Origin of the sequence: Luteirhabdus pelagi, assembly GCF_016827595.1 — a bacterium.
GTDB classification, from domain to species: domain Bacteria; phylum Bacteroidota; class Bacteroidia; order Flavobacteriales; family Flavobacteriaceae; genus Luteirhabdus; species Luteirhabdus pelagi.
Genome location: NZ_JAECMS010000002.1, coordinates 817,306 through 833,346 on the forward strand (window position 1 = coordinate 817,306; position 16,041 = coordinate 833,346).

The 16,041-nt window shown below is 38.1% G+C and carries 15 protein-coding genes; all 15 read left to right on the top strand.

Annotation, left to right across the window (positions count from 1 at the left end; all coding sequences use genetic code 11):
• Positions 1-39: 39 nt before the first annotated feature.
• The 15 genes from I4Q58_RS08585 to I4Q58_RS08655 all read left to right on the top strand — a co-directional run bounded on the left by I4Q58_RS08585 (position 40) and on the right by I4Q58_RS08655 (position 16,038).
• Positions 40-3,780 carry an efflux RND transporter permease subunit gene (locus I4Q58_RS08585; RefSeq protein WP_203295447.1) on the top strand — a complete coding sequence of 1,247 codons (3,741 nt, stop codon included), beginning with the start codon at positions 40-42 and terminating at the stop codon, positions 3,778-3,780.
• Complete coding sequence (locus I4Q58_RS08590) at positions 3,777-4,994, top strand: TolC family protein (protein WP_203295448.1); 1,218 nt, start codon at positions 3,777-3,779, stop codon at positions 4,992-4,994. Before I4Q58_RS08585 ends, I4Q58_RS08590 begins: the two co-directional genes overlap by 4 nt.
• A gap of 72 nt (positions 4,995-5,066) precedes the next feature.
• Positions 5,067-7,439, top strand: coding sequence for a multicopper oxidase domain-containing protein (locus I4Q58_RS08595; RefSeq protein WP_203295449.1), 2,373 nt, complete (start codon positions 5,067-5,069; stop codon positions 7,437-7,439).
• Positions 7,440-7,442: 3 nt separating this feature from the next.
• A complete protein-coding gene (locus tag I4Q58_RS08600; protein WP_203295450.1) occupies positions 7,443-8,750 on the top strand; it encodes an APC family permease in 1,308 nt (435 codons plus the stop codon).
• A 33-nt stretch (positions 8,751-8,783) separates the two neighbouring features.
• Positions 8,784-9,344 (top strand): hypothetical protein, encoded by a 561-nt coding sequence (locus tag I4Q58_RS08605; RefSeq protein WP_203295451.1) that lies wholly within the window; start codon positions 8,784-8,786, stop codon positions 9,342-9,344.
• Between the two features lie 58 nt (positions 9,345-9,402).
• The gene (locus I4Q58_RS08610; protein WP_085767745.1) at positions 9,403-9,594 is read left to right on the top strand and encodes an SHOCT domain-containing protein; all 192 of its coding nucleotides are present in this window, start codon (positions 9,403-9,405) and stop codon (positions 9,592-9,594) included.
• Between the two features lie 4 nt (positions 9,595-9,598).
• Complete coding sequence (locus I4Q58_RS08615; protein ID WP_085767746.1) at positions 9,599-9,988, top strand: DUF302 domain-containing protein; 390 nt, start codon at positions 9,599-9,601, stop codon at positions 9,986-9,988.
• A gap of 8 nt (positions 9,989-9,996) precedes the next feature.
• A complete protein-coding gene (locus I4Q58_RS08620) occupies positions 9,997-10,470 on the top strand; it encodes a DUF302 domain-containing protein (RefSeq protein ID WP_085767747.1) in 474 nt (157 codons plus the stop codon).
• A 23-nt stretch (positions 10,471-10,493) separates the two neighbouring features.
• Positions 10,494-11,030, top strand: coding sequence for a DUF3347 domain-containing protein (locus tag I4Q58_RS08625; RefSeq protein WP_085767748.1), 537 nt, complete (start codon positions 10,494-10,496; stop codon positions 11,028-11,030).
• A 17-nt stretch (positions 11,031-11,047) separates the two neighbouring features.
• Positions 11,048-11,662 carry a DUF3347 domain-containing protein gene (locus I4Q58_RS08630; protein ID WP_203295452.1) on the top strand — a complete coding sequence of 205 codons (615 nt, stop codon included), beginning with the start codon at positions 11,048-11,050 and terminating at the stop codon, positions 11,660-11,662.
• The gene (locus I4Q58_RS08635; RefSeq protein ID WP_085767750.1) at positions 11,663-12,115 is read left to right on the top strand and encodes a heme-binding domain-containing protein; all 453 of its coding nucleotides are present in this window, start codon (positions 11,663-11,665) and stop codon (positions 12,113-12,115) included.
• A gap of 19 nt (positions 12,116-12,134) precedes the next feature.
• Entirely contained in the window at positions 12,135-12,686 is a 552-nt protein-coding gene (locus I4Q58_RS08640) for a DUF3347 domain-containing protein (RefSeq protein ID WP_203295453.1), read from the top strand.
• Positions 12,687-13,330: 644 nt separating this feature from the next.
• Positions 13,331-13,978, top strand: a complete 648-nt coding sequence (locus I4Q58_RS08645; protein WP_085767752.1) for a DUF2231 domain-containing protein — start codon at positions 13,331-13,333, stop codon at positions 13,976-13,978.
• Between the two features lie 9 nt (positions 13,979-13,987).
• Entirely contained in the window at positions 13,988-15,493 is a 1,506-nt protein-coding gene (locus I4Q58_RS08650; protein WP_203295454.1) for an FMN-binding glutamate synthase family protein, read from the top strand.
• Positions 15,490-16,038 (top strand): ion channel, encoded by a 549-nt coding sequence (locus tag I4Q58_RS08655; RefSeq protein ID WP_085767754.1) that lies wholly within the window; start codon positions 15,490-15,492, stop codon positions 16,036-16,038. Before I4Q58_RS08650 ends, I4Q58_RS08655 begins: the two co-directional genes overlap by 4 nt.
• Positions 16,039-16,041: the final 3 nt, after the last annotated feature.

The window sequence follows — 16,041 nt, forward strand, 5'->3', positions numbered from 1 at the left end:
TTTCAACAAGTATTGTTATTACTTAAAACTCATTTTTTTATGCTGAATAAGAGCATTAAATTTTTAATAGAAAATAAATTAGTAGCTGTATTGCTATTAGCCTTGTTTGTGGCTTGGGGCGTGGTAAACGCACCTTTTGAATGGAACACGGGCTCACTTCCCCGAAACCCCGTTGCCGTTGATGCCATACCTGATATTGGTGAAAACCAACAAATCGTATTTACGAAATGGGATGGACGTTCCCCTCAGGATATCGAAGACCAAATAACCTATCCATTAACAACCTCGCTACTTGGAATTCCGGGAGTTAAGACCATTCGTAGTTCTTCAATGTTTGGGTTTTCAAGTATCTACATCATATTTGAAGAAGATATTGAGTTTTACTGGAGCCGAAGCCGAATTCTTGAAAAACTAAATTCATTGCCAGCTGGGTTACTTCCTGAAGGTGTTAATCCTGCTTTAGGGCCAGATGCGACTGGTCTTGGGCAAATTTATTGGTACACACTCGAAGGTCGTGACGAAAATGGGAATGTGACTGGTGGTTGGGATTTGCAAGAATTAAGAAGCATCCAAGATTTCTATGTGAAATATGCGTTGTCATCTGCAAGCGGCGTTTCAGAAGTGGCTTCCATCGGTGGGTATGTGTTAGAATATCAAGTGGATGTAAATCCTGAATTGATGAGGCAATATAACATAGGCTTAAATGAGGTTGTAAAAGCAGTAAAGCAAAGTAATAAGGATGTTGGTGCACAAACACTCGAAATCAACCAAGCTGAATACCTCATAAGAGGGCTGGGGTATATAAAGAAGCTGTCCGACTTAGAAAATGCAGTAGTTACTTCAAAAGATTTTACATCCATCCGTATAAAGGATATTGCAAAAGTTACACACGGTCCCGCCACACGAAGGGGCATATTGGACAAAGAAGGAGCCGAGGTTGTTGGTGGTGTTGTAGTGGCTCGTTATGGGGCCAATCCTATGGAAGTCATCAACAATGTTAAAGAAAAAATAAACGAGTTAAGTTCTGGGCTTCCATCAAAAACATTAAGCGATGGGAGGACTTCGCAATTAACCATCGTACCCTTTTATGATAGAACAGAACTAATCCAAGAAACCTTGGGCACACTTGATGAAGCGCTCACCTTGGAAATTTTGATTACCATTTTTGTGATTATCATAATGGTCTTCAATTTAAGGGCTTCCGTATTGATTTCCGGATTATTGCCTGTTGCGGTTTTGATGGTCTTTATTTCTATGAAACTGTTCAATGTAGATGCAAATATTGTCGCTTTATCTGGTATTGCAATTGCTATTGGAACAATGGTCGATGTGGGCGTTATCCTTTCAGAAAATGTCTTGCGGCATATTGATGAAAATGAAGAAAAGCTACCTATGAATACGGTAGTCTATAATGCGACTGCCGAAGTTTCTGGTGCCATCTTAACTGCAGTAATGACTACCATTATAAGTTTCATTCCTGTATTTACTATGATCGGTGCCGAAGGGAAATTGTTTAGGCCATTGGCATTTACAAAAACGGCAGCACTCACCGCATCTCTTATTGTTGCCCTATTTTTAATTCCACCATTTGCGGCCTATTTATTCAAAAAGAGAAATTTAAAAACTTCTTTTAGTTATATGCTAAATGGAGCATTGATTGTTTTTGGCATTTTAGCTCTAATTTTTGGCTATCCCCTTGGGTTGATTTTAGTCGCTTTTGGTGTTGTTGGCTTCCTTTCACTAAAGGAAAAGATTACGTCAAAACGCGCCAACATCATCAATATGTTTGTTTCGGCTTTTGCTATCATATTCCTATTGGCGGAATATTGGAGACCACTGGGAGTAGATAGAAGTATCCTTATAAACTTAATCTTCGTTGGTCTTATCTGTTTTGGTCTTTTGGGTGTATTTACACTTTTTAGAAATTATTATGTTCGGATTTTAAATTGGGCATTGCGTAATAAGCTGTTATTTCTTTCGATACCAACTGCCATTGTAATTTTTGGAGTGATGATTATGCGTAATACTGGTAAAGAGTTTATGCCTTCACTCAATGAGGGTTCATTCCTGTTAATGCCCACTTCAATGCCACACGCAGGTGTGGAGGAAAATAAACGCGTCCTACAGCAACTCGATATGGCCGTTGCGAGCATTCCAGAAATTGAAACTGTAGTCGGTAAATCTGGGCGTACAGAATCAGCATTAGACCCTGCACCGTTATCGATGTATGAGAATGTTATTCAATATAAATCTGAATATATTTTAAATGAAAATCGCAAAAGACAACGCTTTAAGGTAAACGAAGACGGCTTATTTGTTTTAAAGGATGGCAGTTTAGTAACCAACCCTAATAGCGAAATTGAAGTAGAAGATGATGACTATAAAGCCTCAAAAATTACAGACCCATTCTCTGTGACAAGTTCACAGCTCATTCCAGATGACGATGGAGAGTACTTTAGAAATTGGCGACCTGAAATTGAATCGCCAGACGATATTTGGAAAGAAATCGTAAGGGTTACAAAGCTTCCAGGTGTTACTTCAGCACCAAAGCTACAACCCATAGAAACACGCTTGGTGATGCTACAGACTGGTATGCGAGCACCTATGGGCATTAAGGTGAAAGGACAGGATTTAAAAGAAATTGAGGCGTTTGGGGTACAATTGGAAGATATCTTAAAACAAGCAGAGGGTGTAAAGGATGAAGCAGTTTTTGCCGACCGTATTGTGGGGAAACCCTACCTACTTATAGATATTGACAGAGAACGACTTGCGCGCTATGGCATAACCATAGAGCAAGTACAGCAAGTTATACAGGTTTCTGTTGGTGGTATGGTGCTTTCACAAACAGTAGAAGGTAGGGAGCGCTATGGTATTCGTGTACGCTACCCAAGGGAATTACGCGCAAATCCAAACGATTTAAAAGATATTTATGTGCCTGTAGAAAAAGGAAGTCCGGTTCCGTTAAGTGAGTTGGTCACTATTAGATATGAGAAAGGGCCACAGGTTATAAAGAGTGAAGACACTTTTTTAGTAGGCTATGTCCTTTTTGATAAATTAGATGGTTTCGCCGAAGTAGATGTGGTGGAAAATGCCCAAGCCCTTATTCAAGAAAAAATTGACAATGGCGAATTGACCGTTCCAAAGGGTATCAATTATCAATTTACGGGAACGTATGAAAACCAATTAAGAGCCGAAAAAACGCTAAGTGTGGTCGTGCCCTTGGCATTAGCTATCATATTCCTGATTCTATATTTCCAGTTTCGTTCAGTAAGTACATCGCTAATGGTATTTACTGGTATTGCCGTAGCCTTTGCGGGTGGGTTCTTAATGATTTGGGGTTATGGACAGGATTGGTTCCTGAATTTTAGCTTTTTCGGAGAAAACCTGCGAGACCTGTTCCAAATGCACACAATAAACTTAAGTGTAGCTGTATGGGTTGGTTTTATCGCCCTGTTTGGTATTGCAACAGATGATGGTGTGGTGATGGCCACCTATCTCACTCAAACATTTCATAAAAACAAACCAACAGATAAATCTGGGATTAGAGCATCTGTAGTCGAAGCAGGGGAGAAACGAATTCGTCCCTGTTTGATGACGACCGCCACTACCATCCTCGCTTTACTTCCCGTATTAACATCAACAGGAAGAGGGAGTGATATAATGATTCCTATGGCTATCCCATCTTTTGGAGGGATGCTCATAGCGCTTGTGACCTTATTTGTAGTACCGGTTTTGTTTAGCTGGACAAAAGAATTTCAATTGAAAAGAACTATTAGATGAGATATATAATTGTAATAGCACTTGTTTTTATTGCTTTCGCGAAAGCTGATGCACAACAACTGGCATCCTATATTCAGGAAGCCGAAAATAACAGTCCAGAAATTCAAGCATTTGAGCTGCGTTACAATATCGCCGAAGAAAAAGTAAACGAAGCCGATTGGTTACCTAACACGCTTGTTAGCGCGGGTTATTTTGTAAGTGAACCCGAAACCAGAACAGGTGCACAACGTGCACGCTTTTCGGTATCACAAATGCTACCTTGGTTTGGCACCGTTACCGCAAGAGAAAATTATGCGAGTTCAATGGCAGATGCTCAATATGTGGATATTGTCATTGCGAAACGAAGGTTAGCACTATCAGTATCGCAATCCTATTACAAACTATATTCAATCAAGGCAAAACAACTTGTTTTGGATGAAAACATTCAGTTGTTGGAAACCTATGAGCGTTTGGCATTGACCTCTGTAGAAGTTGGAAATGCCTCGGCTGTTGATGTGCTGCGGTTACAGATTCGGCAAAACGAACTGGTGCAGCAAAAGGAAGTATTGGAACAAGATTACTTAGCAGAACAAACGGTATTTAATAATTTATTGAATCGCGACGAAACACTTGAAGTCCAAGTACCACAAGAGTTGACTATTCCTGATGAAGAACCATTGGTCTCTAATGAGAACCTCAAACTCAATCCAGAGCTTTTAAAATATGATAAGCTGTACGAATCTGTTGAGCAGTCAGAAGCATTAAACCAAAAGGAGAGTGCGCCAAACATAGGTTTTGGATTGGATTATGTTCCGGTTTCAGAGCGTCCCGATATGAATTTTTCCGATAACGGAAAGGATATCGTGATGCCAATGGTTTCAATCTCAATTCCAATTTTCAATAATAGGTACAAGTCAATTACCAAGCAAAATGAATTGAGACAGTTAGAGATTACATCGCAAAAAGAAGATAGGTTAAATAGACTTGAAACGCTTCTTGCACAGGCTCAGTACAACCGAAACAGTATGAAAATAAAGTTTAATGTTCAGCTGAAGAATTTACAACAGGCTAATGACGCAGAAGAAATATTGATAAAGAACTATGAGACAGGTACGATAGATTTCAATGACGTATTGGACGTTCAGGAACTTCAGTTGAAGTTTCAGATAAACCTAATTGAATCCATTAAAGGCTATTATACAGAGTATGCTATGGTTAATTATCTAAGTAGTTAAGAATTGAACGAAAAAAGATAAATGATTTAATCACAATGCATTATAGTAATATGAATTTAAAAACAGAGAACGATGATTAGAAAAATGACAATGATACTTGTGCTTCTCATTTCAACAAAGAGTATTGCACAATATGTAGCTAACAAGAGTGAAGAAAATATAGATAATTGGCCAGAACGAGTCTACGACCTTACCATTGACTACGAGACTGTAAATTTTACTGGTAAAGATGTCAAGGCTATGACCATTAATGGTGGTATCCCAGGACCTAATCTTGAGTTTAATGAAGGTGAGTTTGCCATTATTAATGTGACCAATAAAATGGATGAGGAAACATCTGTACATTGGCACGGTTTAATTCTTCCAAACTTTTACGACGGCGTGCCTTATCTAACTACACCACCAATTAAACCGGGTGAAACCCAACAATACAAATTCGCACTGAAACAATCAGGAACGTACTGGTATCATTCACATACAGGTCTACAAGAGCAAAGAGGTGTTTATGGCTCAATTCAAATCAATCCTAAAAAAACTGATTTAGAATATGACAAAGACTTGGTACTCGTCCTCTCAGATTGGATGGATGAAAACCCCAAGACACAACTTAGAAACTTAAAGCGTGGCAATGAGTGGTATCTTATAAAGAAAAACCAAGTACAAAGTTGGGACAAGGTTATTGCCAAGGGAGCTGTAGGTGCAAAATTAGAAATGATGTGGTACAGAATGCCCGATATGGCAATTTTAGATAATTATTATGATAAGTTTTTTATTAATGGAGGGGCAGAACAGAATTATCCCGATTTCAGTCCCGGCGAAAAGGTTAGAGTACGATTTATAAATGCCGCAGCTGCTTCTTACTTCTGGCTCACGTTCGGTGGTGAAGATCCAATGTTGGTTTCAGCAGATGGACTGGATGTTGTCCCCGTAAAGAAAAACAAAACACTAATTGGTGTTGCAGAAACCTATGACTTTATTGTAACCATCCCGGAAAGCGGAAAATTGGAAATACTTGCTACCTCACAAGATGGTTCTGGTCAGGCATCAGCTTATTTAGGAACCGGCAAAATTTTGAATGCGCCTAAAGTTCCAAAACCAGACTTGATAAAGCAAATGCAAGAAATGATGTCAATGGATATGAAAATGGGCGCACCTGCAGCCAAGTTCAATCCTTCAAAGAACGATTCCATTGAAAAGATGAAAAAATATGCGATGAAGATGGATGGAATGCAGATGGACGGAATGAATATGAAAGATGATAATATGCAGATGGATGGGATGCAGAAAGACAAAGATTCCACGAAAATGAAGCACGACGAAATGGCTCACGAAGATATGAAAATGGAAAGTGACAAAGGGCAAATGAACGGCGGAATGAAAATGGGCTATATCGTGCCGCAAGACAAGGTTATTGGCGACAATATGAAAACAGGAGGAAATCCAGAATTTAACTATAACTATTTAAAAGCACCAGGAAACACTGAGTTTGAAGATGGAAAACCTGTGCGTGAAATGCTTTTCAACCTAACGGGAAATATGAATCGCTACGTATGGTCTATCAACGGTGTTCCGCTTTCTGAAACCGATAAAATCAAAATCAATCAAGGCGAAGTGGTTCGTATAACCCTTAACAATATGACGATGATGCACCACCCTATGCACCTACACGGTCACTTTTTTAGGGTGCTTAATGAAAATGGCGAGCGTAGTCCGTTAAAGCATACTGTAAACGTTGCACCTATGCAGAAAGTGGTTATCGAATTTGATGCCGTTGAGTATGGCGATTGGTTTTTCCATTGCCACGTACTTTACCATATAAATAGTGGGATGGCGAGGGTCTTCAGCTATGATACACCACGGGATGAAAGATTAAAAGGCTATCCAATTACTAATTTGACTACAGAAGCAGACCATATGTGGACTTGGGGAGAAGTTACTGGCGCAAGCCATATGACAGAATTGTTTTATACAGCAACCAATATACGTAATCAGTTCATAGTAAGAGGAGAATATGGTTGGAATGAAAATTTAGAAGCAGAGTTTACATACGAGCGTTGGCTCAATAGTTACTTCAGGGTATTTGGTGGTGTAAATGTTGAAAATGAAGGCGAAGATAGTCTTGATGAGATTTCCACTACGGGTGTAGTCGGTGTGAGGTACCTACTTCCATTACTTATAGATTCCGATTTGAGAATAGATAATAAACTAAGACCAACAATCTCTTTCGCCACAGCAACAATGATATTTAGAAATGTAGCACTGTACGGTGAGTACGAATACCAAATGGACTTTGGTTGGGTTACAGATTTTGAGGAAGGAACTGATTTTAAAGAAGAAACTACTTGGCAAGTAGGTTTAGAGTTCGTTTTGAGTCGTGATTTCTCTTTGATGGGGAGCTATGACAACCGATTTGGAGCAGGTGGAGGATTATCGCTAAGATTTTAAGAAATGGCACAATACAAGAAAAATAGTTTGAGTTTAACCGGAGCGGTATCGCTTGGTACTGGTGTAATGATAGGTGCAGGAATATTTGCCTTATTAGGACAGGTAGCTGAGTTATCAGGGCAATGGTTTCCGTATGCATTTCTTGTAGGCGCTATCATTTCAGGATTTAGTGCATATACGTATGTGAAACTTTCCAATGCATATCCATCTGCTGGCGGTATTGCTACCTATCTAAAAAAGATATATGGTAAGGGTGCGGTAACAGCTTCTGGGGCGTTACTAATGGCACTTTCAATGGTCATTAATGAAAGTTTGGTAGCACGTACTTTTGGTTCGTACACGCTTCAATTATTCGATATAAATGACAATAGTGTTTGGGTGCCTATCCTTGGGGTAGTGCTGTTAATCGTTGCGTTTTTAATCAATATTTCTGGAAACAATATCATTGGCAAATCTTCCTTTGCAATGGCTATTTTAAAAATTGGAGGTATTGCAATTTTTGCCATTGGTGGATTATGGGCGGCAGGATTTTCATTTTCTGAAGTTGTCCCTTCAGAAAGTTTGACAGAATACCCTATTACCAATTATTTAGGAGCCTTGGCTCTTTCAATTTTAGCTTATAAGGGCTTTACTACAATCACAAATAGCGGTGAGGAAATCACCAATCCCAATAAAAATGTAGGACGTGCTATAATAATTTCACTTGTTATCTGTACCGTGGTATATCTACTTGTTGCATTCGCTGTTTCTTCTAATCTTACTATTGAAGAGATAATTAAAGCTAAGGACTATTCATTGGCCGAGGCATCAAGGCCTGCTTTCGGAAAGTACGGATTGTGGTTCACGGTGGGTATCGCAATCATAGCTACTATCTCAGGTGTGGTAGCAAGCATTTTTGCAGTGTCAAGGATGACTACAATGCTAACTCAGATGAATCTAATTCCCCATAAACATTTTGGGTTACCTGGTAAGTTGCAAAAACATATGCTCATTTACACCGTGGTATTGGCACTTACAATGACCATTCTTTTTGACCTTACAAGAATTGCCTCACTAGGTGCTATTTTCTATCTAATTATGGATATAGGAATTCATTGGGGCGTACTTAAAAATATGAGAAAAGAGATAAACGCCCGTGCCTCTATTCTATATACTGCTATATTATTGGATTGTATTGTTTTGGCCGCGTTCTTATTGATAAAGGCTTCTAGCGACCTACTGGTCGTAATTGTAGCTGCAATACTGATGGTGTTGATTTTTTTAGGCGAAAAATGGTTTCTAAAAAATAAAAGTGAAGAAAAAGAAAAATAGATAGACGATTTATAAATTTCAAAAAATAATAAAATGAAAACAACAGTAAAACTTTTAATGGTAATAGGAATATTAGGAACATTCGTTGGTTGCAAATCAACTTTCAATGCAAGTGAAACTATGCAGGTTGAAGAAAATAGATATGCTGTTTATGAAGAAATCATTTCAAACCCTGTTCAGTTTGCTGCATTCATAAGTGAGGCTCGAAAAAATGAAGAAGCCAAAATGATATTGATGAAATCCCATATGGAACAAATGGAATCTGGCAATATGAAAGTGATGATGCAGAAAAACCCTGAGATGAAAGAAAAAATGCAATCGCATATGCAAAAGATGATGGATGAAAACCCAGAAATGAAGGTGAAGATGCAAGAGAAGATGCTTAACAAAATGATGCAGAGCGAAAAAGGGAGAAAAATGCTTATGGAAAAAATTCACGGTAATGATGAAATGAAAAAAGAGATGAAAAAAAGAATGTCACAAATGATGGATGAGAACCCCGAAATGATGAAAGAAATGATGCAAAAGATGATGGAAAAAAATCCAGAAATGATGCAGAAAATGAAAGAAAAGATGAAGAATAAAGGGCAGTAAATTTCCGAAATCTATTGGCAATGAGAACAGTTTATTTAACAATTAAAAAGATATAGTTATGATGATGTGGTGGTGGATACTAATACCGATTGTTTTGATTTTAGCCATATTCCTGTTTAGAGGAGGAAGTTTGCGAAACTCTGGAAGTAAGGAAAATTCTATGGATATACTAGACAACCGTTTTGCAAAGGGCGAAATATCAAAAGAGGAATACGAAGAACAAAAACGAACGATTAACTCTAAAAACTAAGAAGATGAACTATTATTTCAATAAAACCCTGAATGAGGACTTTGACAAAGTAATGGAAAAGGTTACTGAGGAACTGAAAAAAGAAGGTTTCGGAATACTAACAGAAATCAATGTAAATGAAACGCTAAAGAAGAAACTTGATGTTGATTTCAGAAGATATCAAATCTTAGGTGCTTGCAATCCACCATTTGCTCATAAGGCTCTAGAAGCAGAAGATAAAATAGGTACGATGTTGCCTTGCAATGTTATAGTTCAACAAAAAAATGAAACTACAGTAGAGGTAGCGGCAATTAATCCGCTAGCATCGATGCAGGCAGTTGAGAATGAAAAATTAAATGATGTTGCCAATGAAATTACAGAGAGGCTCAAAAATGTTGTCAACCGATTGAAATAAAATATAGTATGGAAAATAGCGAGGACAAAAAACAAAGATTGCATAGTCAGAATTATACTGAGAGCCGAAACACATCTTACAGTATTGTTAGACGCTACGGTTCCATAACTTTTGATGAGGCACTAACACAGTTAAGAGATGTTTTAAAGGACAAAGGATTTGACATCATCGGAGAAATGGATGTTACGGACTATCTGAAGGACTATGACATCGATATGTCTCACCTAATAATTATGATGGTTTGTCATAAAGAAACGACTGCCAACTTACTGTCCAACGATATCCAAATGACCTCACTCGTGCCTTGTAAAATTAGCATCAAAGTAATCGAAGATGCTTCTTTAATCGAGGTTTCTATCGAAGACGTTGAGACAACTTGGGGCATCTCTGACAAATCCGAAATAGAAGAAATAGCAAAAAGCTTAGGACAAGATTTAAAAGAAATCTTAGACCATTTAGGTCCAAAACATTTTAAACTATAGATTAATAATTTAATTCAAAAACAATGAAAACACTATTTAAAACTTCAATTCTAACCCTTGCACTCATTGCAATTGTAAGCTGCAAGGAAAAACAAACCGTAGAAATTAACACCCCAGAAGAGGTGAAGGCGGCCAAGAAAAAAACTGCAGATATCGCAGACCAAGGTTTTATTGACGGAATGACGGGAAAAGTATGGCATAATTATCTTGAAATCAAAATGGCACTTGTAAGAGACGATGCAGAAAAGGCAAGATCCATAAGTAAGGATATGGCTGCCTCTTTTGAAGAGGAAAGGACGGAGCTGAAAAACTTAGCACAAGATATGGCCAATACCGATGACATTGAAGCCCTGAGAAAATTGTTCGCACAATTTACCGAAAAGGCTGGGCCAATGTTTGAAGATGCACTATCTGAAGGAACCATATACAAAAAATTCTGCCCAATGGCATTTAACAATGAAGGTGCCTATTGGTATGCTGATGTTAAAGAAATAACCAATCCCTATTTCGGAGATAAAATGTTGAAATGTGGGTCGGTAAAGAAAACTATTAATAAATAACCCTTAAATAAACAAAGATGAAAATGATTAGACGAAAATTAATTATACCCATAATCGCATTAGCTTTAGTTAGTGTTACTGCTTGTAAAGACGGAAATAAAAATGAACCGGCAGCACCAATGAGCAACGAGATGCATCAGGAAGATACAAATCACGATGATAATGACGGTCATCACGATGGTGCAGGTATGGATACGGCAATGAATGGACACGGTAACGCACAAGCGATTCTTAATGACTATTTCAATTTAAAGAATGCCTTAGTGGCAGACGATAATGGCAAAGCCAAAGGTTTGGGAGCAGCCCTCGCAACATCCTTAGGAAATTTTGACGCTTCACATTATACCGATGCCCAGCAATCCGAATTAAAGGATATTGTTGAGGATGCAGTTGAACACGCAGAACACATTTCAGAAAGTGATATAGCACATCAGCGAGAGCACTTTAAAGTTTTAAGTAAAGATTTAATAGATATGGTTGCTATAACAGGAACAGAGATGAAACTATATGAGCAGTTTTGCCCTATGTATGATGGCGGTACGGCGTGGTTAAGTACTAAAGAGGAAGTGCGTAATCCCTACTACGGTAGCAAAATGTTAACCTGTGGCAAAGTGCAGCGAGAAATCAACTAAATGAAAATAGTAAAAATCATAGCGATTGTTTTATTGGTGGTGTTTGTAGGTATTCAATTTATACCATCATCTCGTAACCAAAGTGATTCTGTACCCGAAACTGATTTTATGTTGGTTAATGATGTTCCAGAGAACATTCAAAACAAGTTACAGGTATCCTGCTATGATTGTCACAGTAATAATACGCAATACCCGTGGTATAACAAAGTTCAGCCTGTTGCTTGGTTTTTGGAAGACCATATTAAAGAAGGCAAGGCCGAACTGAATTTCAACGAATGGGATTCACTATCAACCCGAAGAAAGACCAGTAAGCTAAGGTCTATCATTAAACAGATTGAAAATGGCGAAATGCCTTTAGATTCTTATACCTTCATTCATAGAGACGCAAAGTTTTCAGAAGCAGAGGCAGAAGAAATAATCAATTGGGTAACACAATTAAAAAATAGCTTATAAATAATTAAAAAATAAAAAGATGAAAAAGTTAAAAATGAGTATAGCCACTATGTTATTGTTGGCAGTTTCTTTTATCAATGCACAGGAAAAGGAAAAAATGGAGATGGACCATAAAATGGACCACGGTAAAATGATGGATATGAACAGTGATGCAAAAGCAGAAGCAATTTTAAATGATTACTTCAGTCTAAAGAATGCCTTGGTGGCAGACGATACCAAAAAGGCAGCCCAAGAAGGTACAAAATTGGTAGCTTCTCTTAAAGCCTTTGATACCAGTAGCTATACCAAAGAACAGCAAGAAGAATTGGCCGATATTATAGAAGATGCTACAGAACACGCAGAACATATTGCTGAAAGTGCTATTGACCATCAAAGAGAGCATTTTAAAACATTGAGCAAAGATATAACGGATATGGTGGCGATTACAGGAACAAAGAACACACTGTACCAACAATTTTGCCCTATGTACGATAAGGGTAGTGCTTGGTTAAGTACAAACAACGAGATAAGAAACCCATATTACGGCAGTAGAATGCTTAAATGCGGCAAAGTACAAAAGACTATTCAGTAGATAATCCCTTCCCTAAGCATTTTTTGTTGTTCTGGTTTATTAGTTAACAGAATACATAAAATGTCCGGAATATCTTGAGTAGTCATTAAGTCCTGTCGTGGGAAGGAAAAATAGATGATGGTTAGTGTTAGTTCCTTCCCAGGTCAGGCAAAAATTTAAGTCCTAATAAGAGAGAGGGTGCATACTGTTTGGTTGGTTAATGAAACCCTTTCTCTTAATTAGGCACAACAGATTTTATGAAATAGAAAAGTTGATTTGGTTAGTAGCAGCCTGCACAAGGGAGAGGGATTAAACCCTTAAAATAATAACATCTCTCTTCCTATGTCAGGCAATTTAAAACTTTTGAAAAAGAGAAGTTTAGTGAAGAGTACTTGGTTTTGGGAGGTGAACATTTGAAATGGTTGATTGGTTAATACCAGTTTGCCTCTCATTATCAAGTATAAATTTAGGGTTTCAGCTTCATTAAAGAAAACTGAAAAATAAATAGGTAATGAAAGATTGTTGCAATACAGGTAATAGCAAAGCACAGATCAAAAACCCGTTAAAAAAGTGGTTCAATTATATCGTGTACGCTATCATAGCCAGCATAGTTCTTGGGACTTTGGTACTGCAACTAATTGGGTACTAATTAAAAACCGTAAGAGATGAAAACAAAACATTTTTTTTCAGCCATTTTGGTCATTGCCTTCTTAGGTAGTTTGACCAAAACCTTTGCCTTAAATGAAGAACGATATAGCCTTGATGCAACTGAATTATCGGCCAGCATAGCATCAGCTGTACAATCAGATTCCGTAAAAGCAGATTTTGATGCGTTTCCCAACCTACACCCTATGGTCGTACATTTTCCCATTGTACTATTGCTGTTAGCGGTGGTTTTACAATTGATACAGTTGTTTACCTTGAACCGGACAATGGATTGGGTCATCCTCTTAATGGTAGGGTCTGGGTTTATTGGGGCGTATGTCGCTGGAACATTTGTGCACCCGCATACAGAAGGACTTACCGAAATGGCAAAAAGCGTACTGGAACAACACGATAAATATGCCGATTGGACACTATGGTCAAGTGCCCTTGCAGCAGTTCTGAAAATAGTAAGCCTGTTTTGGGTCAAACTAAAGCGTGGTTTTGAAATAGCAGTTTTTGTAGTTATGGCCTTTTCGGCATATTCAGTTTCCGAAGCAGGACATTATGGTTCACAGTTGGTATATATAGAAGGAGTCGGTCCACAAGGAAATTATATTGAAACCGAAAGTGAAGAAGGTCACGAGGAAAGTGATGGGCATTCACATTAAACAAAGATTATGAGAAAAGGATTTATCATAACGAGCAACATATTGGTTTTGGCGGTAACAGCCATAATCATTTTATATCCATTGTTATGGTGGCTCGCATTGGTATTACTTCCTTTTTTGATTTTAGGACTATTCGATTTTTTTCAAAAATCAGATAACATTAGGCGTACCTATCCATTATTTGGCAGAATTACCAATTTTCTGGAAAAACAACGCCACGTTGTCCAAGAAACCGTTTTGCTTAATAGGACGGAAGGAAAGCCCTTTAACTGGATACAAAAAGAAATAGTCTATAAACGTGCTGCGAACGCTAATAAAAGTCAACCTTTTGGCACACAAATACCTTACGATGAAGTTGGTCGTGAATGGTTTACACATTCCATCTATCCGGCAAAAGAAGTCAACGATGATTTTAGAGTAATATTTGGAAGTTCCAAGTGCGACAAACCCTATTCTGCAAGTATTCTGAATCTTGCGGGAATGAGCTATGGCTCAATAAGCAAAAATGCGACCTTAGCCCTTAATGGTGGTGCCAAAATAGCTGGTTTTGCCCAGAATACGGGTGAAGGTGGCTTTACACCCTATCATCAACAATACGGTGCAGATATTATCTTTCAGTTTGGAACTGGATACTTTGGATGTCGTGATGCAGAAGGAAATTTTGATGCCAAAAAATTCGCCGACATCGCAACCAACGATGTAGTGAAAATGATTGAAATAAAAATTGCAGAAGGAGCCAAACCTGGGTTTGGTGCCATACTACCTGCAAAGAAAAACACAAAGGAAATCGCAAAATTCAGGGATGTTGAAAAGGGAACCGAAATTCTTTCGCCACCGCACCATTCGGCATTTGGAAACGATGAAGAAATGATTTCGTTTGTTGAAAAATTGAGAAAACTTTCCAATGGCAAACCAATTGGTATTAAACTATGTATTGGGCAAAAAGATGAATTTGAAAGAATGGTTCAATCTTTCGCTGAAAAGCAAAATTATCCAGACTTCATTGCCATTGACGGTGCCGAAGGAGGCACGGGCGCTGCCCATATGGAATCACTTCATTGGGCGGGTATGCCAATAAATGAAGCAATCCATTTTGCACATTCTATTTTAACAAAATACAAACTGCGTGATGAAATAAAATTGATGGCGGCCGGAAAAATTATATCTGCTTTTGACATCTATCGGATGCTTGCCCTTGGCGCAGATGCCTGCTATAGTGCCAGAGGAATGATGTTTGCCTTGGGGTGTGTGCAGTCCTTAAAATGCAATTTAGATACTTGTCCTACCGGCATAACCACAATGGTACCGTCAAGGGTAGCGTCATTAGTTGTGGAAGACAAGAAGACCAAAGTAGCCAATTACCATAAAAACACAATGGAAGCCTTTAAAGAGTTGCTGGGCTCAATGGGACTTGAAAATAGAATTGGCATACATAGAAAATACATTGTTAGACGTATAAGCGAAACCGAAACAAAGACATATGAAGAAATTTTTATAAAACCCTCAAAAAAATGAGTGACGAAAAGGACATAGAAACCACGGCTGCCTTTTATGGGCAACTTTTCAATAGTTCAAAGTACGTACTATTGGTAGTACTTATTGCTACAGTTATCGGGCTGTATGTCTTGCCTAATATTAATGCTACTTACGCAGTGATTATACTATTGGCCATAACACTAATAAAGATAGGATTTATCATAGCCTTATCCTTTAATCAATTGATGAAAATTATCGGACAGAGCCATTTGCTGAGCCACGTTTTAGTGTTATTCGGATTTTTAATTGTTCTGATTGTATTTTCATTTGCCATAGATTATGCGGCATTACATTTTTTTGATTCTACTCATTTTCAGATAAATAATAGTTCGGGAAATAACGGGCTGTTGGCATTTTTTGATATGTCCTATTTCAGTCTAATTACTTTCTCATCTGTAGGCTACGGAGATATAGTCCCAAAAACGGTTACAGCTAAAGCCTTGGTGGCACTTGAGGTGGCCCTCAGATTTTTTGTCCTTGTATTTGGTATCGCAAACGTGAATAGAATTCGAGTAAATAAATAACCC